This is a genomic window from Paraburkholderia saeva (assembly GCF_907164555.1).
In the GTDB taxonomy this organism is placed as follows: Bacteria; Pseudomonadota; Gammaproteobacteria; order Burkholderiales; family Burkholderiaceae; genus Paraburkholderia; species Paraburkholderia saeva.
In genome coordinates, this window is the sequence record NZ_CAJQZC010000002.1 from 390,196 (window position 1) to 413,484 (window position 23,289).

Annotated in this window: 22 protein-coding genes and 1 riboswitch; of the genes, 12 read left to right on the forward strand and 10 right to left on the reverse strand. The window is 63.7% G+C overall.

Features of this window, described 5'->3' with window-relative positions; translation table 11 throughout:
* Positions 1-10 precede the first annotated feature (10 nt).
* The 4 genes from LPA36_RS05980 to ggt all read right to left on the reverse strand — a co-directional run bounded on the left by LPA36_RS05980 (position 11) and on the right by ggt (position 5,030).
* Entirely contained in the window at positions 11-529 is a 519-nt protein-coding gene (locus LPA36_RS05980; RefSeq protein WP_228875216.1) for a hypothetical protein, read from the reverse strand.
* Between the two features lie 100 nt (positions 530-629).
* Positions 630-1,457: a ferritin-like domain-containing protein gene (locus tag LPA36_RS05985; protein ID WP_228875217.1), complete on the reverse strand. Its 828-nt coding sequence runs from the start codon at positions 1,455-1,457 to the stop codon at positions 630-632.
* A 421-nt stretch (positions 1,458-1,878) separates the two neighbouring features.
* Positions 1,879-3,216: an MFS transporter gene (locus tag LPA36_RS05990; protein ID WP_228875218.1), complete on the reverse strand. Its 1,338-nt coding sequence runs from the start codon at positions 3,214-3,216 to the stop codon at positions 1,879-1,881.
* Positions 3,217-3,392: 176 nt separating this feature from the next.
* Complete coding sequence (gene ggt, locus LPA36_RS05995) at positions 3,393-5,030, reverse strand: gamma-glutamyltransferase (RefSeq protein WP_228875219.1); 1,638 nt, start codon at positions 5,028-5,030, stop codon at positions 3,393-3,395.
* Between the two features lie 274 nt (positions 5,031-5,304).
* Between ggt and LPA36_RS06000 the strand changes: the two genes are divergently transcribed.
* Both LPA36_RS06000 and LPA36_RS06005 read left to right on the forward strand, forming a co-directional pair.
* Positions 5,305-6,084, forward strand: coding sequence for a DeoR/GlpR family DNA-binding transcription regulator (locus tag LPA36_RS06000; protein WP_228875220.1), 780 nt, complete (start codon positions 5,305-5,307; stop codon positions 6,082-6,084).
* A gap of 310 nt (positions 6,085-6,394) precedes the next feature.
* Entirely contained in the window at positions 6,395-6,592 is a 198-nt protein-coding gene (locus LPA36_RS06005) for a hypothetical protein (protein ID WP_176954051.1), read from the forward strand.
* A gap of 119 nt (positions 6,593-6,711) precedes the next feature.
* Here LPA36_RS06005 and LPA36_RS06010 read toward each other — a convergent pair whose 3' ends face one another.
* Entirely contained in the window at positions 6,712-7,086 is a 375-nt protein-coding gene (locus LPA36_RS06010; protein WP_228875221.1) for a hypothetical protein, read from the reverse strand.
* A 178-nt stretch (positions 7,087-7,264) separates the two neighbouring features.
* Between LPA36_RS06010 and glpD the strand changes: the two genes are divergently transcribed.
* From glpD to LPA36_RS06025, 3 genes are all read left to right on the forward strand, one after another.
* Positions 7,265-8,800 (forward strand): glycerol-3-phosphate dehydrogenase, encoded by a 1,536-nt coding sequence (glpD, locus tag LPA36_RS06015; protein WP_228875222.1) that lies wholly within the window; start codon positions 7,265-7,267, stop codon positions 8,798-8,800.
* A gap of 185 nt (positions 8,801-8,985) precedes the next feature.
* Entirely contained in the window at positions 8,986-10,491 is a 1,506-nt protein-coding gene (gene glpK, locus LPA36_RS06020) for a glycerol kinase GlpK (protein WP_228875223.1), read from the forward strand.
* 175 nt (positions 10,492-10,666) lie between these two features.
* Complete coding sequence (locus LPA36_RS06025; protein WP_228875224.1) at positions 10,667-11,353, forward strand: HAD family hydrolase; 687 nt, start codon at positions 10,667-10,669, stop codon at positions 11,351-11,353.
* A gap of 79 nt (positions 11,354-11,432) precedes the next feature.
* Here LPA36_RS06025 and ribB read toward each other — a convergent pair whose 3' ends face one another.
* From ribB to LPA36_RS06045, 4 genes are all read right to left on the reverse strand, one after another.
* Positions 11,433-12,152 (reverse strand): 3,4-dihydroxy-2-butanone-4-phosphate synthase, encoded by a 720-nt coding sequence (ribB, locus tag LPA36_RS06030; RefSeq protein WP_228875225.1) that lies wholly within the window; start codon positions 12,150-12,152, stop codon positions 11,433-11,435.
* 172 nt (positions 12,153-12,324) lie between these two features.
* Positions 12,325-12,486: riboswitch (FMN riboswitch) on the reverse strand.
* Positions 12,487-12,568: 82 nt separating this feature from the next.
* Entirely contained in the window at positions 12,569-13,252 is a 684-nt protein-coding gene (locus LPA36_RS06035; RefSeq protein ID WP_228875226.1) for a helix-turn-helix domain-containing protein, read from the reverse strand.
* Positions 13,253-13,399: 147 nt separating this feature from the next.
* Complete coding sequence (locus LPA36_RS06040) at positions 13,400-14,566, reverse strand: MFS transporter (RefSeq protein WP_228875227.1); 1,167 nt, start codon at positions 14,564-14,566, stop codon at positions 13,400-13,402.
* 15 nt (positions 14,567-14,581) lie between these two features.
* Positions 14,582-15,013 carry a VOC family protein gene (locus tag LPA36_RS06045; protein ID WP_228875228.1) on the reverse strand — a complete coding sequence of 144 codons (432 nt, stop codon included), beginning with the start codon at positions 15,011-15,013 and terminating at the stop codon, positions 14,582-14,584.
* Between the two features lie 114 nt (positions 15,014-15,127).
* On the opposite strand from LPA36_RS06045, the gene LPA36_RS06050 reads away from it, so the two are divergent.
* The 7 genes from LPA36_RS06050 (at position 15,128) to lnt (ending at position 22,790) form a co-directional block, all read left to right on the forward strand.
* Positions 15,128-16,099, forward strand: coding sequence for a LysR family transcriptional regulator (locus LPA36_RS06050; protein ID WP_228875229.1), 972 nt, complete (start codon positions 15,128-15,130; stop codon positions 16,097-16,099).
* A gap of 120 nt (positions 16,100-16,219) precedes the next feature.
* Positions 16,220-17,593 (forward strand): tRNA (N6-isopentenyl adenosine(37)-C2)-methylthiotransferase MiaB, encoded by a 1,374-nt coding sequence (miaB, locus tag LPA36_RS06055; protein WP_228875230.1) that lies wholly within the window; start codon positions 16,220-16,222, stop codon positions 17,591-17,593.
* A 47-nt stretch (positions 17,594-17,640) separates the two neighbouring features.
* On the forward strand, positions 17,641-18,705 hold the full coding sequence (locus LPA36_RS06060; protein WP_228875231.1) for a PhoH family protein: 1,065 nt from the start codon (positions 17,641-17,643) through the stop codon (positions 18,703-18,705).
* Positions 18,706-18,760: 55 nt separating this feature from the next.
* On the forward strand, positions 18,761-19,219 hold the full coding sequence (ybeY, locus tag LPA36_RS06065; RefSeq protein ID WP_228875232.1) for an rRNA maturation RNase YbeY: 459 nt from the start codon (positions 18,761-18,763) through the stop codon (positions 19,217-19,219).
* Between the two features lie 15 nt (positions 19,220-19,234).
* The gene (locus tag LPA36_RS06070; protein WP_228875233.1) at positions 19,235-19,891 is read left to right on the forward strand and encodes a gamma-glutamylcyclotransferase; all 657 of its coding nucleotides are present in this window, start codon (positions 19,235-19,237) and stop codon (positions 19,889-19,891) included.
* A 258-nt stretch (positions 19,892-20,149) separates the two neighbouring features.
* On the forward strand, positions 20,150-21,043 hold the full coding sequence (locus LPA36_RS06075; protein WP_228875234.1) for an HlyC/CorC family transporter: 894 nt from the start codon (positions 20,150-20,152) through the stop codon (positions 21,041-21,043).
* 55 nt (positions 21,044-21,098) lie between these two features.
* Positions 21,099-22,790 carry an apolipoprotein N-acyltransferase gene (lnt, locus tag LPA36_RS06080; protein ID WP_228875235.1) on the forward strand — a complete coding sequence of 564 codons (1,692 nt, stop codon included), beginning with the start codon at positions 21,099-21,101 and terminating at the stop codon, positions 22,788-22,790.
* A 220-nt stretch (positions 22,791-23,010) separates the two neighbouring features.
* On the opposite strand, the gene LPA36_RS06085 is transcribed toward lnt, so the two are convergent.
* Complete coding sequence (locus LPA36_RS06085; RefSeq protein WP_228875236.1) at positions 23,011-23,283, reverse strand: hypothetical protein; 273 nt, start codon at positions 23,281-23,283, stop codon at positions 23,011-23,013.
* Positions 23,284-23,289 lie beyond the last annotated feature (6 nt).

Consider the following 23,289-nt stretch of genomic DNA (forward strand, 5'->3'; position numbering starts at 1 on the left):
TATCAGCGAACTAACGGCCGGGGCTTGCTCCGGCCGTTTTTTTCAGGTGCTCGATCTGTTGCTTCCAGCGGTCGAGCACCGCATCGCGATTCTCTTCCAGATCGAACGAAATGCCGCCGGTGAGGCGCGCATAGGGCACGCGTTGCGCTTCGCCCGTATCGATCGACCCCGTAAAGCATGCGAGGCCGCCGCCCGTGTTCGGCAGCGGCTGGATGTCGAGTTGCACCTGATAGAACGCGTCGTCGAAGACGAACGTCAGCGCCGCGCGGCCGCCTTCGCGCAACGCCCGGGCTGCACGCGACTGCGGCCACAGCGCGAGGCACAGCGTGCGCGAGTCGGGCGCATACAGTTCGCCGACGCCGAGCAACGAGGTGCGCAGATGACCGTTCACGTCGCGCGTGACGAGCGATGCGGTGAAGCCAATCTTTGTCTCCAGCGATGTCCCGTCGAAGGCTGCACGCAATGCAGGCGGCCATTCGTCGAAGACGTCCTGTTCGAGTGCTCGCTCGCGATCCGTTGAGGCGGTCATCACGTCGCTCCATGTGAGGTTCAAGGAAAACAAAATGGCCCGCGCAGGCGGGCCATCCGGTCACTGCCGCGCAACGACTCGCGCCGCGCGTTGACTGCGGCTATCGAAAGAACACGTGCTGCGTGATTTTCGCCAGCGGATAGTGCACGCCCGGCTGGATCTTCGCGGGCAGATCGAGTGGCTTCAGCAGCATCTTCACACACATATCGGCCGACAGATTGCGGCGCACCAGCGTATTGATACGCGCGGCGCGGTCACGATTGTAGGCCGAATCGTTGACGCGCTCGGGATAACGGATCGCAAACACATGACGCAGTGCGATCTCGGAATCTTCGTTTTTGATCTCCATCACACGACGCATCAGCGCACCCAGCACCGCCAGCCGGCCGTTGCCTTCGATCCTGTTGTACTTCTTGAAGTATTTGAAAAAGTGCTTGTAGTGCCGCACTTCGTCGGTACGGATGTTGTCGGTGATTTCCTTCAGCACCGGTTCATCCGAGCATTCACCAATCGCGCGATACAGCGTTGCTGTGCCGGTTTCGACGACACACCGTGCAACCATTTCGAGTGCGCGCGTCTTTTCGAAGTCTTCAACGGAGCAGGTCAGCTTGTACTCTTCGAAGAAGTTATGAAACGCCGTGTCCCAGTCGAACTCCGGCCACACGTGCGCGATGTAGGTCTTGAGCGCGCGCCCGTGCTGCAGTTCTTCGGGTTCCCATTCGTTGTTGAGCCATGCGGATACTTCCGGATCGCCATGGAAGAACGTGCTGAGGTTGCTCGTGTACAGATCAGTGCCGCTTTCAATGAACGACGCCGCGCACAGCAGCAACAGCAGATCCTCGTTGACGACCGCTTTCTGCCGGTCGATCCGGCTGAGATCGATGTCCTCGATACGCCAGGGCATCACGTGCATGGAGTCTGTTCGCATTGTTCGTGCTCCCAAAAGCTGTTGCGACACGGGAACATGCCGACCGTATGCCTCCTGCCCGGCCGGCTGCGCACCGTTGCTACATCCAGCGCTTTGAAATGTTTAACCCCTTCTCAACTGCATCTTAGCCAATGTCGCGCAAATCTGCAGATACCACAGCACAGACCGTGCCGGATGTCCGCAGTTCCGCGCCGTACCAGGGAAAGCGCTCAGCACGTGCGACATTCGTCAAATGAAAGGCGTGCAGTGACCGCAAGCGGCCGCAACCACGCCTGAGAGGTGCGCAAAAAAAGCAGCCGCGAACGGCTGCTGTTTTTTAATGCGCCCGATATTTCGCGGGCTTTCGCTTTTGAAGTGCCGCGGTGGGCGCGGTTCTCGCCGCGCTGCGCCCAGCAGAAGCTGCGCGCCAGCATCCGTGCGGTCAGACGCCTCGACGCACGCGCATACGAATTGCAACGATCACGAGCGACGTGCCCGACAGCGCCGCCGCAAGCAACACGTAATAGGCGGGCGCGAGCTTGTCGCCGGTCAGATGGATGAACGTCTCGACAATGGTGGGCGCAAATCCGCCGAAGAGCGTGACGCCGATGCTGTAGCCAATTGAAAGACCTGTCGAGCGCACGCGCACCGGGAAGATTTCCGACATCAGCGCCGGCATGGGCCCAGAGTAAGCGGCCTTGAAAATACCGGCCATGGCCTGGAGCAACAACAGGCAACTGATTGTGGGGTGAGTTTGCAGCAACGCGAACATCGGATAGATCAGCACGCCCATCAGCACCGACGTCGTCAGCATGATGCGGATGCGGCCGATGCGATCCGACAGCGCGCCCATCACCGGCGACAGTACGAACTGCAGGCCCCCGTTCAGCACGACAACGCCGAACGAAGCGGCCGCCGCCATGTGCAGCTGCTTCACCGCATACAGCGGCATATAAAGCTGAAGCACATACACGCCGACCGTCGATTGCGCGACGATGCCGATCGCGAGAAGCAGGTTGACCCACTGCCTGTTGAACGACGCGCCCTGATCCTTGAGCGGCGCGGCGCTTTCGACGACGCGCTCACGCTGGGCAGCGACAAACTCAGGCGTCTCGTCCAGATGCGAACGGATGTAATAGCCGACGGGCCCGACCAGCAGACCGAACACGAACGGAATACGCCAGCCCCACGCGTTGAGCTGTTCGGACGGCAGCCAGGCCGTCAGCAGCGAGCCGAACGCCGCGGCCGTGATCGCGGCGAGCCCCTGGCTTGCAAACTGCCAGCTCGCGTAATATCCGCGCCGCGTCGCGCTGTGCTCGACCATGAACGCGGTCGCGCTGCCGAATTCGCCACCCACCGCGAAGCCCTGCACGAGACGCGCGACGAGAATCAGGAGAGGCGCAGCAATGCCGATCGCCGAATACGGCGGCATGACGGCCATCGCGAGCGTGCCGACCATCATGAGTGCAATGGCGAGCGTGAGCGCCGCCTTGCGGCCTTTACGGTCGCCGTAGATGCCCAGCACGATGGCGCCGAGCGGGCGCATCAGGAACGAGATGCCGAACGTGCCGATCGCAAGCAAGGTGGAGAGCCACTCGTCGTGCGTCGGGAAGAACTGTTTCGCGATGATGGTCGCGAAATAACCGTAGACCAGAAAATCGAACCACTCGAGTGCGTTGCCGACGGACGACGAAAACACAATGCGCCGCACCGTCGCCTTCGAAAGCGGCGCGAGTTGCGGTGCGGAAGCGGTCGCAGCGTGCGACGCGTGGGTGCTCATGATGTCTCCTGCCTTGCCTGTCATTGCTTGATTACTGTCGTTGTGTACTGCTTTCGCGCCGGGCCGCGTGACGCGAATTGCGTCACACGAATCCCGAAAACGCGAAATCGCGACGACGAACGGCGGCCTGTTTCGCGGGCCCTCCGTCGTATGCGGAATGTGCCCTGCTCCTCGCCCTAGAACCCGGCCGCGAGCCCGTCGCGACGGCTGTCGCTTGCGGCGACATAGCCGCGCTCCGGATCATTGCGGTCGAGTTTCCAGATGTACTGACCGGAGCCGAAGTCCATATATGGATCGTCGACGGACTTGATCGTATGACCGAGTCCTTCCAGCGCACTCGCCGTTTGCGGATCCAGTGTGGATTCGATGTCGATCGTGAAGTCGCGATTGACCTTCCAGCGCGGCGCATCGCACGCGGCCTGCGGTTGCTGGCCGTAGTCGAGCATCCGCACGATCGATTGCAGATGGCCTTGCGGCTGCATGTCGCCCCCCATCACGCCGAAGCTCATGACGGCTTCCTGCTGGCCATCGACCTGCTGCGTGAGGAACGCCGGGATGATCGTATGGAACGGCCGCTTGCCACCTTCGACGACGTTCGGCGACTTCGGATCCATCGAGAAGCCGCAGCCGCGGTTCTGCAGTGCGATACCGCTGTCGGGCACGACGATGCCCGAGCCGAAACCCATGTAGTTCGACTGGATGAAGCTCACCATCATGCCGCGGTCGTCCGCCACGGACATATAGATCGTGCCGCCTGCCTTTGGCATGCCGAAGTCGAACTGCGTCGCGCGCTTCGGATCGATCAGCTTCGCGCGCGAGGCCAGGTACGCGTCGTCGAGCATCTGTTCGGGCGTTACGTCCATCGAGCGCGGATCCGCAACGTAGCGGTAGACGTCGGCGAATGCGAGTTTCATCGCTTCGATCTGCAGATGCTGCGATTCGATGTTGTCGACGGCCAGCGACCTGATATCGAAATGTTCGAGAATGCCGAGCGCGATCAGCGCGGCGATACCCTGGCCGTTCGGCGGAATTTCATGCACGGTATAGCCGCGATAATCCTTGGCGATCGGTTCGACCCAGTCGGCGCGATAGTTGCGCAGATCGTCGAGCGTGAGCGCCGCGCCGCTCTGGCGTGCGAAGCCGGCAATCTGTTCGGCGATTTCGCCTTCGTAGTATGCGCGCGGACCGAGTTCAGCCAGCTTGCGCAGTGTTTTTGCATGACCGGGAAAGCGCACCAGTTCGCTGACTTCCGGCGCGCGGCCGCGCGGCATGAATGTCTCCGCGAAACCCGGCTGATCCTTCAGTTCCGGTACGGCTGCGGCCCATTTGTACGCCACGATGCTTGCCACCGCGTGGCCGCGTTCGGCGATCTCGATCGCGGGTTCCATCAGGTCGGCAAACGGCAGCGAGCCGAACTTCCGGTGCAATGCTTCCCAGCCGGCAATCACACCCGGCACGGTAACGGCGTCCCAGCCGCGCTTCGGCTGCTTCGCGAGGCCGTTTTCCTCACCGTACTTCTGCCTGAAGTAGTCGACATTCCACGCGGCCGGCGACACGCCCGACGCGTTCAGACCATGCAGCTTCCGGCCATCCCATACGAGCGCGAAGGCGTCGCCGCCCAGACCGCATGACACCGGCTCGACCACCGTGATGGCCGCCGCTGCCGCGATCGCCGCGTCCACCGCGTTGCCACCCTTCCACAGCATACGCAGACCGGCCTGGGCCGCGAGCGGATGTGAAGTCGAGACGATGTTGCGGGCAAAGACCGGCAGGCGCGGTGTCGGGTAAGGGTTTTGCCAGTTGAAGCGGGTCATGTCAGACACTCTCTGGAATACGCAGCCCGACGAGATACGACGTCGAACCACTGAAAACGGGAACCCGAAATTGCATCCTGTTCGGGGACAAAAAACAAATTCATTTATTGACTAAATAAATGCATAAAACACCTTAATCCCAATCGACGACGACGCTTGCTGCAACCTTGCTGACAAGCTGCCTCTAGGTCTTACAATACGTCGACTCCAATACCTGCCCGTCAGAGGCGCGACATCCGGCCTGCGTCGCTGAACGGCACCCGATCTTTTCGCCATGACCCGAGACCCACGCCTGACCCTGAACGCACGCCAGCAGGAACTGCTCGAATGGGTCCAGCGCGACGGTTTCGTGACCGTAGACGACCTGGCGGCCCACTTCGACGTGACGCCGCAGACAATCCGCCGCGACGTGAACTGGCTCGCGGACATGAACCTCCTGCGACGCTATCACGGCGGCGCCAGCCTGCCGACCAGTTCCGAGAACGTCTCGTACACCGCGCGACAGCGGATGTTCCACGACGAAAAGCGCCGCATTGCCATGTTGGTGGCCACTCACATTCCCGATCAGGCCTCGCTCTTCATCAACCTCGGCACGACAACCGAAGAGGTGGCGCGGGCGCTCAATCGCCATCGCGGGTTGCGCGTGATCACGAACAACCTGAACGTCGCGAGCATGATGAGCGGCTACCCGGACTGCGAAGTGCTGGTGACGGGCGGCATCGTGCGACCGTGGGACAAGGGAATCGTCGGCGAACTGGCGATCGATTTCATCCGCCAGTTCAAGGTCGACTTCGCGATCATCGGCACGTCGAGCATCGAGACCGACGGCACGCTGCGCGATTTCGACACCCGCGAAGTGCGCGTCGCGGAAGCGATCATCGAACACGCGCGCACCGTTTTTCTCACCGCCGATCACTCGAAGTTCGGCCGCCCGGCGCTCGTCCGGCAGGGACATCTCGACCAGATCGACGCACTTTTCACCGACGCCGCGCCGCCGCCCGACATGACCGAAACGCTCGCGAACGCCGGCACGCAGGTCTATATCGCCGAATAGCGACAACGGGCGCGCATGGCCGGCCAAACACGCCCGGTCACGCGCATTGCGTTTTGCTGCGCCGCACGAGAAACCTCGAGTGAAATCAAGGATCTGGCGGCGAAACCAGACCGCCGCTGGCGCACGATTCTGTCAACGGGAAAATTTTCCGGGGACGGTTTGGCGTTCTGCGTGCGGTTGACTACACTCCAGTTCCCCGACGCATATACCGTATGCGCCGGCGTGAGCACCCATGCCGCCGCACAGCCAGATGTTCCGCACTGCCTCGGCGCCATATGCACAGTCCGGCATCACTGACATGGAGAGAACAATGCTGAGTCCGCATGAATTCGCCACGTTGTTGCTCGTGAAAGACTCCCCCAATCAGACCGACATGGAACGCGACGAACTCGACGCGCTCCTCGAACGTCAGCTCGTTCAGCTCGAAAAGCTTGCGTCCGGCCTCCAGCAGTGGCGTCTCACCGAAGTTGGCGATTCTGCACTCAGGGCAATCAAGCGTTTCTCCTGACCGTCGCGCCGCCCCTGTTCACCAGAATCGTTACCATGCCCACGGCGTGCGGACGTCGCACGCCTGCTCCAGCCGCAGGAACCGTGCAATCCACGCTCGGTGTTGCGCGTTGCCGTCCGCTAGCCGCCACGCAAGCTCGGATCGACCGTCGCCCGCCAGCTGAGTGCCTTCGCGCGCTGCGACGTGAGGTAGCTCACCCACTGGTCGCGCATGTGCGCGTCGCTGCTCGCACCCTGTGCCGCGTAGTGCTGCGCAAGTTCAGTCTGGAACGCGCAGTACGCATCTTTCGAACCTTTCCCACGACCGCTGCCAACGTACGCATCGAATAGCGTCGAATACACCGACTGCGCATCCTTGCCGTAATCGAGCGCCTGCCCGCCGCACATTTCCTGCAACGACGTGAACGAGGGTGCACCCATCGTGCCGCCCAGATCGGGTGTGCTGACGCACCCCGCCAGCAGCACCGCCGTGCCCGCTATCCAGATTCCACGCATGTTTCTCACCTCTTGTTGGCCCGTCTCGTGAGTATCGTCCGCGAGCGTGTTCCGTGTCACCCTGGCCGTTCGGCCATCAGTCTCCCGAACTTTACTTTTTCGAATATGTTCATTAAAGTTCGAATACGAACATTACGGTTCCGTCAAAATTTCCTTCGGAATTAAGGGGACACAGCCGGTGACGCAAGGCGCAAGGTACGATCTGCTCGTCGTGGGCGGCGGAATCAACGGTGCGGGCATCGCGCGCGATGCCGCCGGGCGTGGCCTCTCCGTATTGCTGTGCGAGCAGGACGACCTCGCGTCGCACACTTCCTCGGCGAGCACGAAGCTCATTCACGGCGGCTTGCGCTATCTCGAGTACCGCGAGTTCGGGCTCGTGCGCAAGGCGCTGCAGGAGCGTGAAACGCTGCTGCGCGCGGCACCCCACATCATGTGGCCGTTGCGTTTCGTCATGCCGCACATGCCGGACCTGCGGCCGGCGTGGCTCATCCGGACTGGCCTGTTTCTGTATGACCATCTCGCGCGTCGCGAACTGCTGCCCGGCTCGCGCGGCATCGACATGCACCGTCATCCGGCGGGCGAGCCGCTTGTCGACTCGATCCGTCGCGGCTTCGTGTACTCGGACGGCTGGGTCGACGATGCGCGGCTCGTCGTCCTGAACGCCGTCGACGCCGCCGAGCGCGGCGCCACCGTTCTCACCCGGACAAAACTCGTCAGCGCGGTGCGTGCGGGCGGCGAATGGCACGCGCGGCTCGAAAGCACGGACGGCCGCGTCATCGACATGCGCGCAGGCGCCACCGCGAACGCGGCGGGCCCGTGGGTCGGCGAACTGCTGCAGGGCGCGCTCGGGCGCGGCGCGACGACGCACAGCGTGCGCCTCGTGAAAGGCAGCCACATCGTCACGCGGCGTCTCTTCACGCACGATCACGCGTACATCTTCCAGAATCCGGACAAGCGGATCATCTTCGCGATACCGTACGAGCACGACTACACGCTGATCGGCACGACCGATATCGAGTATCGCGGCGATCCCGCCCGAGTCGCGATCACCGCCGGCGAAACACAGTACCTGTGCGACTCGATCAACCGCTACTTCAAGCGCAAGATCGCGCCGGCGGACGTCTGCTGGACCTATTCCGGCGTGCGGCCGCTGCTCGAGGAAGAAGGCGCGGACAACCCGTCGGCGGTCACGCGCGACTATCGCCTCGAACTCGACGCGCCGCCAGGTCAGGCGCCGCTCCTCTCCGTGTTCGGCGGCAAGATCACGACGTTTCGCAAGCTCGCGGAAGAAGCGGTCGACGAACTCTCCCGCGCGCTCGAATCGCCGGCGCCTGCGTGGACGGCCGGCGCCCCGCTGCCGGGCGGCGATATCGCGAACGCCAGTTTCGAGCGCTTCGCCACGCAGTTCGGGCAGCAGCACGCGTGGCTGCCCGCCGATCTCGCGCGCCGCTACGCACGCGCTTATGGGACCCGCGCGGCGTATGTCGTCGGCCAGGCGCGCGCGCTTGACGATCTCGGTCACGCGTTTGCGCCGGGTCTCTACGAATCGGAACTGCGCTATCTTCGCGATACCGAGTGGGCGCGCACTGCGCACGACGTGCTCTGGCGCCGCTCCAAGCTCGGCCTGCATCTCGTCGGACCTGGCACGCTCGATACGGTCACGCGCGAAATCGACGCATGGTTCGCACGCGAAGACGTCACGCCGCACGCGTGACGTCGAAGCGACCGCATGCGGCGCGCCTTCAACGAAGACGCACAAAAAGCAGCCACAGGACGGCCAGCCGTCGCGGGCAACCCGACACCGCACGCCGCGCTGGCCGAAGCACGCACGTTGCTGCATGCTGACGGACACCGGCTGCCCGCGAACGGCCGCGTCACGAAAAACATGGAGAAGACAGAATGCCGGATCAGTACATCCTCGCGCTCGACCAGGGCACGACCAGCTCGCGTGCAATGCTGTTCGACCATGACGGCAACGTCGTATCGATCGCGCAAAAGGAGTTCCAGCAGTTCTATCCGCACCCGGGCTGGGTCGAACACGACCCGCAGGAAATCTGGTCGACGCAGGCCGGCGTCGCGGCCGAAGCCGTCACGCGTGCCGGCCTGAACGGCACGTCGATTGCCGCGATCGGCATTACGAACCAGCGCGAAACAACGATTGTCTGGGATCGCGAAACCGGGCATCCGGTCTACAACGCCATCGTCTGGCAGGACCGCCGCACCGCCGATTTCTGCGACCAGCTGAAAGCGCAGGGCCTCGAAGAAAAAGTTCGGGCGAAGACCGGTCTGCCGATCGACTCGTATTTCTCGGGCACCAAGATCCGCTGGATTCTCGACAACGTCGAAGGCGCGCGTGAGAAAGCGCGTCAGGGCAAGCTCGCGTTCGGCACGGTCGACAGCTGGCTCGTGTGGAACTTCACGCAGCACGGCCTGCACGTCACCGACGTGACGAACGCATCGCGCACGATGCTCTTCAACATCCACACGCTGCAATGGGACGACGAACTGCTCGACGCGCTCGATATTCCGCGCAGCATGCTGCCCGAGGTGCGTCCTTCGTCGGAGATTTACGGGCCGACCAGAACGACGGTGTTCGCCTCGAAGATTCCGCTCGCTGGCATCGCGGGCGACCAGCATGCCGCGCTCTTCGGACAGATGTGCACGCAATCGGGGATGGTGAAGAACACATATGGCACTGGCTGTTTTCTCGTGATGAACACGGGCGACAAGCCGATCGAATCGAAGAACAACCTCGTCACGACCATCGCCTGGCAGATCGGCGACCAGATCAACTATGCGCTCGAAGGCAGCATCTTCATCGCGGGCGCGGTCGTGCAGTGGCTGCGCGACGGGCTCGGCATCATCAAGAGCGCGTCGGAGATCGAATCGCTCGCGCGCAGCGTGTCGCATTGCGACGGCGTCTATCTCGTGCCGGCGTTCGCCGGGCTCGGCGCGCCGCACTGGAACGCACGCGCACGCGGCACGCTGTTCGGCGTCACGCGCGGCACGATGTCGGCACACATCGCGCGCGCGGCGCTCGATTCGATCGCTTATCAATCGGTCGACGTGCTGCGCGCGATGGAAGCGGATTCGGGCATTCGCGTCGGTGAGCTGCGCGTCGACGGTGGCGCGTGCGCAAACAACCTGCTGATGCAGTTCCAAGCGGATATTCTCGGCGTGGACGCGGTGCGTCCGAAGGTCAGCGAAACGACCGCGCTCGGTGCCGCGTATCTCGCGGGGCTTGCGGTCGGGTACTGGAAGGATGTCGGCGAACTGCAAAGCCAGTGGAAGCTCGATCGTCGCTTTTCGCCCGCGCTGCCGTCAGCGGATGTGAAAGCCTGTGTCGACGGCTGGCATCGCGCGGTACGGGCCGCGACCGCGTGGGCCGATTCACCGGAACATTGAGCCTGTTCGCGTTGCGGATTGAGGTTCGCGTGACTGGCCGGAAATCCGCGCAGCGCGGGGCGCCGCAAGCATCCACGCCCGACAACCACGTATGATGGCGTTTTCGATCCACGCCGGCCGGCGCGTCACGAGACTCGCCGGTCCGCCAACCCGACCCTCCGCGCCCGTTTTACGCATGCTCGACCATCTCATCTGTGATTGCGACGGTGTCCTCGTCGATAGCGAAGTCATCGCCGATCACGTCATGCTCGATACGCTGACGACCACCTTCCCCGGCATCAACTTCGAAGCCATCGTGAAGACCGCGTTCGGCCAGCAGACCTCACGCTTCCTCGAAAACCTCGAGGCGAGCCAGAACATCACGCTGCCGGCGAATTTTCTGCAGACCGTCGAACAGAACGTCGAGCGTGCGCTGGCTTCTTCGCTGAGCGCGATCAGCGGCGTGCGCGACGCGCTGCAACGCGTGATGTTGCCGGCAGCGGTCGTGTCGAACAGCCGGATGTCGCGCGTGCTCGCTTCGGTGAAACGTGCGGGGCTGACGGAGATTTTCGCGGGACGCATCTTCAGCGCGGAGCAGGTCGCCCGACCGAAGCCCTACCCCGACGTCTATCTGCTTGCCGCGCAGCAACTCAACGTGGAGCCGGCGCGCTGCGTTGTTGTCGAGGACAGCATTGCGGGGCTGAATGCGGCGCGCGCCGCGGGCATGAAGACGATCGCGTTTGTCGGTGCGAGTCACATCCCCGACGGTTACGCGGACGTGCTGCGCAATATGGGCATCACGCGAATCATGGAACACATGGATGAACTGCCCGCGCTGGTCGAAGCCGGCAAACGCGGCGAATTCGGCGACGTACAGTCGTAGATCGCGTTGCGCGGGTTGAGGTAGCGGCGTCGACTTCAATGCTAACGCCGGCCGCCATGGGCCGCGCGCCTGCCTTACTTCACGCGGCGTCCGTGCAGCATTCGCGCACGGTTGCCAGCGCCTCACGGAACTCGACGAGTTCCGCAATCGTCAGCATCGGCAGATTGTGTCGCGCGGCGAAGCGCTCCACATCGGCGCCACGCGTCATGGTGCCGTCCGCGTTCATCAGTTCGCACAGCACGCCCGCCGGCTTCAGTCCCGCAAGAATCGCGAGGTCGACGGTGCCTTCCGTGTGGCCGCGTCGCGCGAGCACGCCGCCTGGCATCGCGCGCAGCGGGAACACGTGCCCCGGGCGGACGATATCGGCAGGCTTCGCGTGATCGGCGATGGCCGCACGGATCGTCGTCACGCGGTCGGCGGCTGATACGCCCGTCGACACGCCCACACGGGCTTCGATCGAAACGGTGAACGCCGTGCCGTGACGGCTTTCGTTATTGACGGCCATCGGCGGGAGTTCGAGCGCGCGGATCTTCTCGTCGGGCAGGCACAGACACACGATGCCGCTGCATTCGCGGATCAGCAAGGCCATCGTTTCGTTCGTCAGACGCTCGGCGGAAACAATCAGATCGGCTTCGTTTTCGCGGTCGTGGTCGTCCTGAAGCACGACGGCGCGACCGTCTCGCATTGCCTCCAGTGCAGCGGCAATACGCGGGGGAACGGCTTCGGTGGAAAGCAGTGGGAGATCGGCGAAAGCGCTTTCGAAGTGCGCAGCCGGTGCAGGAAAAGTAGCAAAAGACATGTGAAACGCTCCTCGCGGAAGTTGGGCGAAAAACGTTTCAGGGCATTGCAAACAGACAGAACCCCGTGCGCGCCTCAGACGCAAAACAAACGCGAAGCGACACACGTCCACGCGCCGCCGCCCGCCTACACGGACAAAGCGACGAAACGCATGGGTTGGACCATGACTGGCTGCACATCTTCTCTCATCCGGACTATGACCGTCGGCTCTGGCATTTCACCAGATCTGCTGACCCCGCTACAACGTAAAGCGCGGGCGCTCGCGGGCTCGCGGGCCAGACTGCCATGGCCTGCATACCGCCGGTGGGGAATTACACCCCGCCCTGAAGACGCACTGATTACCGGCTAAAACCGGCCGGCAAAGGATACACGAGTTCGACGGAAAAGATCACTTTGCCCCATTCGATCCAGGGACATTCAGGACGCCGCGGGCCGCGTTGCCGTGTCGTGCGGCACATCCCAACGCGGCGGCGTCTCGGCGTTGAGCGTCACGCGAAACGCGCGCGTTTCGGTGTCGCCGGGATTGCGAAAACTGTGCGGCTGGTCGGCATCGAAGACGATCGCGTCACCGGTTGCGAGCAGCTGGCGCTGGTCGTGCACCCGCACTTCGAGCGTGCCGTCGCTCACGACGAGATTCACCGTCGTACCGGGCGCGCGGCGTGTGCCGGTTTCGGTATGCAGCGGCGCGATGCGCAGTTCATGAAACTCTGCGGCGACGGGCCCGCCTTCCGGATACAGCGCGCGTGACGAATACCGGCCGCTCGCGCTGACGAGGCGCGCCGCCTGCCCCGCCGGCAGATGCTCGAAGCCGTTGACCGCGTGCCGCCGCAAAAACGCCGAGACTGAAACCTTCAGCGCGGCCGCGACCTTGCACAGCACCTTGATCGACGGCACGCTGCGTGCGGATTCGATCTGCGCGAGCATCGCCCGCGAAACGCCGGAAGCGCGCGCAAGCGCATCGAGCGAAAGCTGGCGCTCGGCACGCAGCCGGGCCAGGTTGACGCCGACAAGCTGCTCGAGCGCATCGAACGGTTCGGGCGCGCGCGGGCCGTCGGACAGTTCGGCCGCGGGGTCGCGAACCAGCGCAAGCGGGGAATGCATGGTGGCCTCCAGAAGCGCCGCCAGGAAGCGGACGCGCATCAGTGAGGAGCCAGACTATCAGCGGATTTCGCTACGCCCAACGAAGTTATCGTCACACCGTTATCAGCATTGCGCGGGAGGGTCCCGCGCAATGCCCGTGCATGTCGTTCACACCTGCTGCGGCACGGCGGCCGATGGCGCATCCATACGCGCGGCGACCAGCGTAAGTGCAAGCGCGAGCACCGTCACGCCAGCGGCCACCCAGGGGAGCACATCGAGCGCATAGCCGTGACCGATAGCAAGGCCGCCGAGCCACGCGCCGCCCGCATTGCCGACGTTGAACGCACCGATGTTCAGCGTCGACGCGAGGTTCGGCGCGGCCGTCGCCTTTTCGACGACGCGCATCTGGAGCGGAGGCACCGTCGCGAACGCGGCAATGCCCCAGACAAACACCGTAATGCCGGCGGCGATCTGCGAATGGCTCGTCTTCGCGAAGATCGCCATGATCATGGCGAGCGCCACGAGAATGCCCATCAGCGAAGGCATCAGCGCGCGGTCCGCGAGCTTTCCGCCGATCGTGTTGCCGACCGTCAGGCCGATACCGAAGATCACGAGAATCAGCGTGACACCACGCGGCGTGAAGCCGCTCACCTGCTCAAGAATCGGCGCGATGTACGTAAAGACGACGAACACGCCGCCAAAGCCCAGCACAGTCATCATGAGCGCGATCCACACCTGCGGGTCCTTCAGCACGCGCACTTCGTGGCCGAGGCCGGTCGGGCCGGCGTCATGCCGGTTCGGCACGAGCGCGGTGACACCGGCCAGCGAAAGCACGCCAAACGCCGCGACGATCCAGAACGCGACGCGCCAGCCGAACTCCTGGCCGATGAACGTGCCGAACGGCACGCCGAGCACGTTGGCGAGCGTGAGCCCCGTAAACATCAGCGCGATTGCGCTCGCACGCTTTTCCTGCGGCACGAGCGAAGCCGCCACCACCGCGCCGATCCCGAAGAACGAGCCGTGCGCGAATGACGTCACCACGCGCGCGATCATCAGCATCGAGTAATTCCCGGCGATGGCGCACAGCACGTTGCCGACGATGAACACGCCCATCAGCAGCTGCAGCGCGAGCTTGCGCGGCATCCTGCTCGTGACCATGGCGAGGAGCGGCGCACCGACTGCAACGCCAAGCGCATAGCCGCTGACGAGCAACCCCGCCGACGGCAGCGACACCGCCAGATCCTGCGCGACCTGGGGCAGGAGGCCCATGATCACGAACTCGGTCGTTCCGATGGCAAATGCGCTGATCGCCAGCGCCAGAAGGGGAATGGGCATCTGAATCTCCAGGTTTCAGGATTGCGCGCGAAGCGGGTTATCAATCGGGCTATCAAGCGGGCTACGAGGTGAGCCACGAAGCGCCGTCACGAATTCGACGACCACGCCCGCGCCCAGCACGACGAAAAGTTGTGTTTCGCCCGAGAGTGGAACCTCGGCGAGCTGGTAAGGCACCTCGGCGGCACGCAGTCTTTCGACGAATGCGTTCCATTCGGCGGCGGTGTCGATACGGAACGCGATGTGATCGATGCGTGGCACGGCCCGTCCGGCATGACCGGGCAATGTCGCCGCAATGAGATGAATCACGGGCCGCCCGTCAGCCGACAGCCAGTACCCGTCGATCCCAAACGGCGGGCGCGTGCCCACGCTGAGTCCGACGACGTCGACGAAAAACCGTCGGACGTCTTCCAGATCGGGCGTAACGATCGTCGCGTGATCGAGGTACATGGAACAGCGGCCTCCGGCCAGGAAACACTTTCACAGGGCGCATTCTCCCTGGTACGCCTTGACTTGAGAATTGGCGTAGCATTTGAATCATTATCAAATTATTTTGAAATATCGATGGATAACCTCGGAGATATCCGCCTCTTCGTCGAGGCGGCGCAGGCGGGCAGTCTGTCTGCCGCGGGCCGCAAGCTGGGCCTCACGCCCGCCGCCGCCAGCGCGCGGCTGACGAAGCTTGAAACCGGCCTGCGGGCGCGCCTCTTCGAGCGCACGACGCGCCAGCTGCGGCTCACCGACGAGGGTCGCCTCTACCTGAACTGCTGCCGTCAGGCGCTGCAGGCGCTCGACGACGCCGAAGCCGCGTTGCAGGCCGGCCAGAACGTCGTGCGCGGCAAGGTGCGGATTTCCGCCACGTCCGACTTCGGCCGCAACCTGCTGATGCACTGGCTCGACGCGTTCAACGCGCAATATCCGGAAGTCACGTTCGCACTCACGCTGTCCGATTCGCTGCAGAACCTGCTGCAGGACGACATCGACCTCGCGATCCGCTTTGGCGTGCCGCCCGACAGCTCGCTCGTCGCGAAGCCGCTCGCGCCGAACCGGCGCGTGCTCTGCGCGTCGCCGGACTACATCGTGAAGCACGGGGAGCCAAAGGATCCGAGCGATCTGGCACGCTTTAACTGCATCGTGCTCGGCACCGCTTCCGGCCCGATCAACGAATGGCGCTTCACACGCGGCGACGAAGTGCAGCACTACACGGTGCCGCTCGATACGGCCCGCGAAACCAACGACGGCGCCATCGCCCGCGAATGGGCGTTGCGCGGCTATGGGATCGTGGTCAAGTCGATGTGGGACGTCGAAGCCGATCTGCGCTCGGACGGGCTTCGCGTCCTGCTGCCGGACTGGCGCTATCCGGACGCGCCGCTGCATGCGCTCTATCACCGCAACCGCTTCATGGCGCCACGCGTGCGGGTGCTGCTCGATTTCCTGAGCGAGCGGTTTGCGCAGGTTTCCGGGGAACTCGAGGCGCTGCTGGGCTTTCCGGCGCCCCCACCGGCGCGCAAAACCATTCGCCAGCAAGGGATATAATGTCGGGCTACGCTACACGGGCGGGCGGCACGTCAAAAGAGCCATCGTCAAACCCGTGCAGTTCCTTCGTTCCCGTTACTACCGCGCCCCCAGGTTAACCACTGCGACCGGCGAAATTCGATGACCAAGAAAGTTTATGTAAAGACCTTTGGCTGCCAGATGAACGAGTACGACTCCGACAAGATGGTCGACGTACTCGGCGCGGCTGAAGGCCTCGTGAAGACCGACACCCCGGAAGATGCGGATGTCATTCTCTTCAACACCTGCTCCGTGCGCGAAAAGGCGCAGGAAAAAGTCTTCTCCGACCTCGGCCGCGTGCGCGAGCTGAAGGAAGCGAACCCGAATCTGATCATTGGCGTTGGCGGTTGCGTCGCGAGCCAGGAAGGCGCGTCGATTGTCGCGCGCGCGCCGTATGTCGATCTCGTGTTCGGTCCGCAAACGCTGCACCGTCTGCCGCAGATGATCGACAAACGCCGCGAAAGCGGCCGCGCGCAGGTCGACATCTCCTTCCCGGAAATCGAAAAGTTCGACCATCTGCCGCCCGCGCGCGTCGATGGGCCGAGCGCGTTCGTGTCGATCATGGAAGGCTGCAGCAAATACTGCAGTTATTGCGTCGTGCCGTACACGCGCGGTGAGGAAGTGTCGCGCCCGCTCGACGACGTGCTCACCGAAATCGCCGGCCTCGCCGATCAGGGCGTGCGCGAAGTCACGCTGCTCGGGCAGAACGTGAATGCGTATCGCGGCCCGCTGACGCTGGGGGAAACGGAAATCGCCGACTTCGCGACGCTGATCGAATACGTCGCCGAGATTCCGGGCATCGAACGGATTCGCTACACCACGTCGCATCCGAAGGAATTCACGCAGCGCCTGATCGACACCTATGCGAAGGTGCCAAAGCTCGTGAGCCACCTGCACCTGCCGGTGCAGCACGGCTCCGACCGTATCCTGATGGCGATGAAGCGCGGCTATACCGTGCTCGAATACAAGTCGGTGATTCGCAAGCTGCGTGCGATCCGTCCGGACCTGTCGCTGTCGACCGACATGATCGTCGGCTTCCCCGGCGAGACCGAGGAAGACTTCGACAAGATGATGACGCTGATTCACGAGATGAAGTACGACACAAGCTTCTCGTTTATCTACAGTCCGCGCCCCGGCACACCGGCCGCGAACCTGCACGACGACACGCCGCGCGAAGTGAAGCTGAAACGCCTGCAACATCTGCAGGCTACGATCGAAGAAAACGTCGCCCGTATCAGCGCGGCGATGGTCGGCAAGGTCGAGCGCATTCTGGTCGAGCGTCCGGCGCGCAAGGACCCGAACGAACTCGCGGGCCGCACCGAAAACAACCGGGTGGTCAACTTTCCGGCGCCGGTCGAGTCGCATGCGCGCCTGATCGGCCAGATGGTCGACGTGAAGATCGTGCAGGCGTACCCGCACTCGCTGCGCGGCGAACTCGTGCTGCTGCACGACGACGTCCCGGCTACCACGCATTGAGCAACGCCTCTGAAGCGCAACGAAACCGACAGGATCGACCCACCGCCTTGAAGACCACTCAGCAGCATCTGGAATTCACCGCGCCGCGCGAAGACAACGCGCGGCTTGCCAACCTCTGCGGCCCGCTCGACGAAAACCTGCGGCAGATCGAGCAGGCGCTCGACGTCACGCTGCAACGCCGCGGCCATCGCATCACGATTCGCGGACGCGGCGCGAAGATCGCGCTCACGGCACTCGAAAATTTCTACAACAACGCGCGCGAGCCGCTGTCGGTCGACGATATCCAGCTCGCGCTGGTCGAAGCCCGCCACCCGGCGCGTTCACGTGCGAACGGCGTGGATCACGTGGACGCCCGCTTTCCCGGCAACCCGGATCACCCGTTCGACCAGCCAGCCGACACGGACGACGCAGACCTCGAAGAACTCGGTCCGAAGCTGTACACGCGTCGCGCGGATCTGCGCGGCCGCACGCCCGCCCAACGCGAATACCTGAAGCAGATTGTTTCGCACGACGTGACGTTCGGCATCGGGCCGGCCGGCACGGGCAAGACGTACCTCGCGGTGGCGTGCGCGGTCGATGCGCTGGAACGCGATCAGGTGAAACGCATCGTGCTGACACGCCCGGCCGTCGAAGCCGGCGAGCGGCTCGGCTTTCTGCCGGGCGATCTCGCGCAGAAGGTCGATCCGTATCTGCGTCCGCTGTACGACGCGCTTTACGACCTGCTCGGCTTCGATAAAACCGCGAAGATGTTCGAGCGGCAGATGATCGAAATCGCGCCGCTCGCGTACATGCGCGGCCGCACGCTGAACCACGCGTTCATCATCCTCGACGAGGCCCAGAACACCACGCCCGAACAGATGAAGATGTTCCTCACGCGGATCGGCTTCGGCTCGAAAGCCGTCGTGACCGGCGATACGACCCAGGTCGACCTGCCGCGCGGCGCGAAAAGCGGGCTGATCGAGGCACAGCAGGTGTTGTCCGACGTGCGCGGCATCGCGCTCACGCGCTTCACGAGCGTGGACGTGGTACGCCATCCGCTCGTCGCGCGCATCGTCGAAGCGTACGACGCGCATTCCGCGAAGGCCGCCGACAAACCGTCGGACACGCGCTGACCATCGCGCCCACGAAACTTCGAACCCTCGACCCGACGAACAGAAAAGCATCCGCATGAGTCGCGCTCCGAAACTTTCACTGAATCTGCAGTTTCCGGCTTCGAAGGCCTTCCCTGAGCACAAGGCGATCCTGCCGCGCGCAACCGTCGCCGGCTGGATCAAGGCGGCGCTCTTCGCGGATGCCGAACTGACCGTGCGCCTCGTCGACGCGGAAGAAGGCCGCACGTTGAACCGCACGTATCGCGGCAAGGATTACGCGACCAACGTGCTGACCTTCGCGTACGCCGAATCGGAAGACGATCCGGTGACGGGCGACCTGATCCTGTGCTGTCCGGTCGTCGAAAAGGAAGCCTCGGAGCAGGGCAAATCGCTCGAAGCACACTATGCCCACCTTCTGGTTCACGGCACCCTTCATGCGCAGGGTTACGATCACGAGGTCGAAGAAGAAGCGCAGGAAATGGAAGGCATCGAGACGGAGATCCTCGTGAAGCTCGGCTTCCCCGATCCTTACTGATACGCCGGATTCACCGTGAGCGCCCGTTACCCCAATCCCACCGAAGACGACGCCGCGCCCTGTCCGGACTATCCGCCGGCGCTCGGCGAATCGCGGTTGCTGACGGAGACGGAACTCGCGGCTTCGCTGGACAACGCGCTACGCAAGTGGGACCGCAAAAGCGACCTGTGGCTTTTCGGTTACGGCTCACTGATCTGGAATCCCGGCCTGCCGACCATCGAGGCCACGCGCTCGAAGGTGCACGGCTATCACCGCGGGCTGTATCTGTGGTCGCGCGTGAATCGCGGCACGCCGGAGCAGCCGGGCCTCGTTCTCGCGCTCGATCGCGGCGGTTCATGCACCGGCATCGCCTTCCGGCTTGCCGGCGAAGGCGCGATGCCGCATCTCGAAGCGCTCTGGCGACGCGAAATGCCGATGGGCTCCTATCGGCCGGCATGGCTGCCGTGTGTGCTCGCCGACGGCCGCCGCGTCGCGGCGCTCGCCTTCGTCATGCGTCGCGACGTGCCGAGCTACACGGGCAAGCTGCGCGACGACACCGTCCGGACGGTGCTCGGCTGCGCGAGCGGCCGCTACGGCACGACGCTCGATTACGTCAGCCGCACCGTCGCGGCGCTGCGCGAAAGCGGCATGCCCGATCGCGCGCTCGAAGCCCTGCTCGCCCGCTGCCGGTAATCCTCGGCCGGTTTCCCCGCGGCCACCCCGTGCCGGCCGGCGAAACACCAAACCGCCCGCATTTTTGGCAAAAAGTCCTGTCGCGCGGTTTCTGCGCCAGGATCGAATCCCGCCTCGCACGCCCTCCGCTACCGGCTTTGGGCGCATGAGCCGTGGCCTGACCATCCGCCCAGGTGCGGCCGGACACGGAGCCGCCATGTGCGTGGTGTATCCTTAATGCTCTGCCATCACGCGCCCAGCCTTGCCGGGCGCACCATCATGAACGACACGTATCCCAGTCGACGCCATACCGACAAACCGCCAGAAAAGCGCTCACTCCTTGAGCGACTGACCGACTTCATCTCGCCCGAGCCCGACACCCGCGGCGAACTCCTCGAAATCCTGCAGGACGCGCACGAACGCAATCTGATCGACGCCGATTCGCTGTCGATGATCGAAGGCGTGTTCCAGGTTTCCGAACTCAGCGCCCGCGACATCATGATCCCGCGCGCCCAGATGGACGCGGTCAACATCGCGGATACCCCTGAAGAATTCATGCCGTACGTGCTGGAAAAAGCGCACTCGCGCTACCCGGTGTACGACGGCAACCGCGACAACATCATCGGCGTGCTGCTCGCGAAAGACCTGCTGCGCTACTACGCGGAAGAAGAGTTCGACGTGCGCGGCATGCTGCGCCCGGCCGTGTTCATTCCGGAATCGAAGCGCCTGAACGTGCTGCTGCATGACTTCCGCGTGAACCGCAATCACATCGCGATCGTCGTCGACGAATACGGTGGTGTCGCGGGTCTCATCACGATCGAAGACGTGCTGGAACAGATCGTCGGCGACATCGAAGACGAATACGATTTCGACGAAGAAAGCGGCAATATCATCGCGTCGCCCGACGGACGCTTCCGCGTGCGTGCGCTGACCGGCATCGAGCAGTTCAACGAAGCGTTCAACACGCACTATTCCGACGAAGAAGTCGACACGATCGGTGGCCTCGTCACGCATCACTTCGGGCGGGTGCCGCATCGTGGCGAGAAGGTTCGTCTGGACGATCTGATCTTCGAGATCCTGCGCGGCGATGCGCGGCAGATTCACATGCTGCTGGTGCGCCGTGACCCGATGGCCGGACAGCGCGAGCGCGACGCGCAGCACGTCCAGACCTGATTTTCGCTGACGCTTCGCTCATCTTTCTTTCACCTTTCCCGCCGACCGCGTAACGATGGCCGACCCGATCTCTTCCCGTCTGCGCCGTGGCGTGACGTCCACCGCCGCAGAAGCGGGCGGCCGCGCGCTGCCGCGCTGGCATTACCTGGTTGCGCTGGTTGCCGGCGCGGCGAATACCCTCTCCTTCGCACCCACGCCGCATGGCGGCTGGCTCGAACTCGCGCTCTTCGTGTTCCTGTTCGCCTGGCTCACGCGCACGACGGGCTGGAAAAGCGCGGCGTTGACGGGCGGCGCGTTCGGCTTCGGCAATTACGTCACTGGTGTGTGGTGGCTGTACGTCAGCATGCATGACTACGGTGGCATGGCCGCGCCGCTCGCTGGCGCGGCGCTGGTGCTGTTCTCGTTGTATCTCGCGCTGTATCCGGCGCTGGCTGCGGGCGTCTGGTCGTTTTGCGCCGGGCACGCACGTAATGGCCGGCTCAGCGACAAACCGTTCTCGCCGACATGGCACGGCGCGTTCGCGTTCGCGGGCGCGTGGGCAATCGGTGAATGGGCGCGCGGAACCGTATTCACGGGCTTTCCGTGGCTCGCGAGCGGCTATCCGCAGGTCGACGGCCCGCTCGCCGGCTTCGCGCCCGTGGCGGGCGTGTACGGCGTCGGCTGGATGCTGGCGCTGGTGGCCGCGTTGATCGTGCAGGCGGGAGCGCGTTCGCGCGAGCCGGTTGCGGCAGTTGACACCAACCGCCCGCGCAAGAGGCGCATCGGGCGCGTGCTTACGCCTGCGATCGTCGCTATCGCGCTGCTCGCGGCGGGCATGCTGCTGCCGCTGGTGCAATGGACGGTGCCGTCCGGCGCACCGCTTTCGGTGCGCCTGCTGCAGGGCAACGTCAAGCAGGAAATGAAGTTCGAGGAATCCGGCGTCATGGCCGCTATCAACGAATTCCAGCAGATGATCACCGCGAAACCCGCCGATCTGATCATCACGCCGGAAACGGCGATTCCCGTGCTCGCGCAGCAGGTTCCGCAGCCGTTCGCAACCGCCGTGCGCCGGTTCGCCGACACGACGAACTCGTCGATCGTGTTCGGCGCGGTGGGCGGAACGGTCACGCCCGAAGGCCGGATCGTCGACTACACGAACAGTCTCTTCGGCATCACGCCCGGCTCGCCGGACGTCTATCGATACGACAAGCATCATCTCGTGCCGTTCGGCGAATTCGTGCCATGGGGCTTTCGCTGGTTCGTGAACCTGATGAACATTCCGCTCGGCGACTTCGCTCGCGGCGATCCGGTGCAAAAGCCGTTCATGGTTCACAACCAGCCGGTTGCGGTCGATATCTGCTACGAGGACATCTTCGGCGAAGAGATCGCGCGCACCGTGCGCGAGAGCGACACGTCGCCAGGCGTGCTCGTCAACTCGACGAATCTCGCATGGTTCGGCGACACGATCGCGCTCGACCAGCATCTGCAGATTGCACGGATGCGTTCGCTTGAAACCGGCCGCCCGATGCTGCGCGCGACGAACACGGGCACCACGGCGGCGATCGATGCGCAGGGTAAGGTGATCGCGCGTCTGCCGGTCTACACGCAAGGTTCGCTCGACGCGACCATTCAGGGCACAGCGGGCGAAACGCCATACGTGACGAGCGGCAACAACACGGTGCTGGCGGTTTCGCTGTTGCTGCTCGCGGTGGGGTTTGCGTTTGGGCCGGGGCGGGAGAGGCGCGATAATGAGAAGCGGGATGAATGAAGTCTGGCGTTGGGCATCGCAGGAGGCGGTCGCGCGCTCGTTCCGCACTTCGCTGATGGGCTCTTGAGAGCGTCAGTTGCTGGTTTCCGCGAGATCGCACGCGCATGTGCTCGACGCCCTCGAACAGCAGCCGCTCCTCGCTACCTCGTTTGAAAGACAGAAGGGCCGATTGAGCGACCCTTCGTTCACGAAACGACGTTAGATCATTGGCGCGCGGTAATTAAACGAGTTGAATCAGCTTTCCGGCCACTCTTCGCGCTCGCTCGACATCTGCCTGCAACCCCATCTGTTCTGTCTCGGCCCATAACAGATAATCGATCACTTCCTCAACCGACTGTCTTTGCACGATGAGTGCGCAAATCCTGGTGACATAGGCATCGTATTCATCCTTCTCGGCATCCTCTCTTCCGATACCGATCGGATCCCAGTCACGAAGCAGAACCTCTTTGACTGCATCCTGCAAGGCTTGGCTATGCCGCTGTTTTCCGCTCATCGAGAT

Excerpts from the sequence above, each read along its gene's own strand:
- LPA36_RS05985 (WP_228875217.1), bottom strand. The coding sequence starts at position 1,457 with ATGCGAACAGACTCCATGCACGTGATGCCCTGGCGTATCGAGGACATC.
- LPA36_RS06010 (WP_228875221.1), bottom strand. The coding sequence starts at position 7,086 with ATGCGTGGAATCTGGATAGCGGGCACGGCGGTGCTGCTGGCGGGGTGC.
- ybeY (WP_228875232.1), top strand. The coding sequence starts at position 18,761 with ATGAGTCGCGCTCCGAAACTTTCACTGAATCTGCAGTTTCCGGCTTCG.
- LPA36_RS06075 (WP_228875234.1), top strand. The coding sequence starts at position 20,150 with ATGAACGACACGTATCCCAGTCGACGCCATACCGACAAACCGCCAGAA.
- LPA36_RS06035 (WP_228875226.1), bottom strand. The coding sequence starts at position 13,252 with ATGCATTCCCCGCTTGCGCTGGTTCGCGACCCCGCGGCCGAACTGTCC.
- LPA36_RS06005 (WP_176954051.1), top strand. The coding sequence starts at position 6,395 with ATGCTGAGTCCGCATGAATTCGCCACGTTGTTGCTCGTGAAAGACTCC.
- lnt (WP_228875235.1), top strand. The coding sequence starts at position 21,099 with ATGGCCGACCCGATCTCTTCCCGTCTGCGCCGTGGCGTGACGTCCACC.
- LPA36_RS06040 (WP_228875227.1), bottom strand. The coding sequence starts at position 14,566 with ATGCCCATTCCCCTTCTGGCGCTGGCGATCAGCGCATTTGCCATCGGA.
- LPA36_RS06025 (WP_228875224.1), top strand. The coding sequence starts at position 10,667 with ATGCTCGACCATCTCATCTGTGATTGCGACGGTGTCCTCGTCGATAGC.
- LPA36_RS06000 (WP_228875220.1), top strand. The coding sequence starts at position 5,305 with ATGACCCGAGACCCACGCCTGACCCTGAACGCACGCCAGCAGGAACTG.
- LPA36_RS05990 (WP_228875218.1), bottom strand. The coding sequence starts at position 3,216 with ATGAGCACCCACGCGTCGCACGCTGCGACCGCTTCCGCACCGCAACTC.
- glpK (WP_228875223.1), top strand. The coding sequence starts at position 8,986 with ATGCCGGATCAGTACATCCTCGCGCTCGACCAGGGCACGACCAGCTCG.
- LPA36_RS06050 (WP_228875229.1), top strand. The coding sequence starts at position 15,128 with ATGGATAACCTCGGAGATATCCGCCTCTTCGTCGAGGCGGCGCAGGCG.
- miaB (WP_228875230.1), top strand. The coding sequence starts at position 16,220 with ATGACCAAGAAAGTTTATGTAAAGACCTTTGGCTGCCAGATGAACGAG.
- ggt (WP_228875219.1), bottom strand. The coding sequence starts at position 5,030 with ATGACCCGCTTCAACTGGCAAAACCCTTACCCGACACCGCGCCTGCCG.
- ribB (WP_228875225.1), bottom strand. The coding sequence starts at position 12,152 with ATGTCTTTTGCTACTTTTCCTGCACCGGCTGCGCACTTCGAAAGCGCT.
- LPA36_RS05980 (WP_228875216.1), bottom strand. The coding sequence starts at position 529 with ATGACCGCCTCAACGGATCGCGAGCGAGCACTCGAACAGGACGTCTTC.
- LPA36_RS06085 (WP_228875236.1), bottom strand. The coding sequence starts at position 23,283 with ATGAGCGGAAAACAGCGGCATAGCCAAGCCTTGCAGGATGCAGTCAAA.
- LPA36_RS06045 (WP_228875228.1), bottom strand. The coding sequence starts at position 15,013 with ATGTACCTCGATCACGCGACGATCGTTACGCCCGATCTGGAAGACGTC.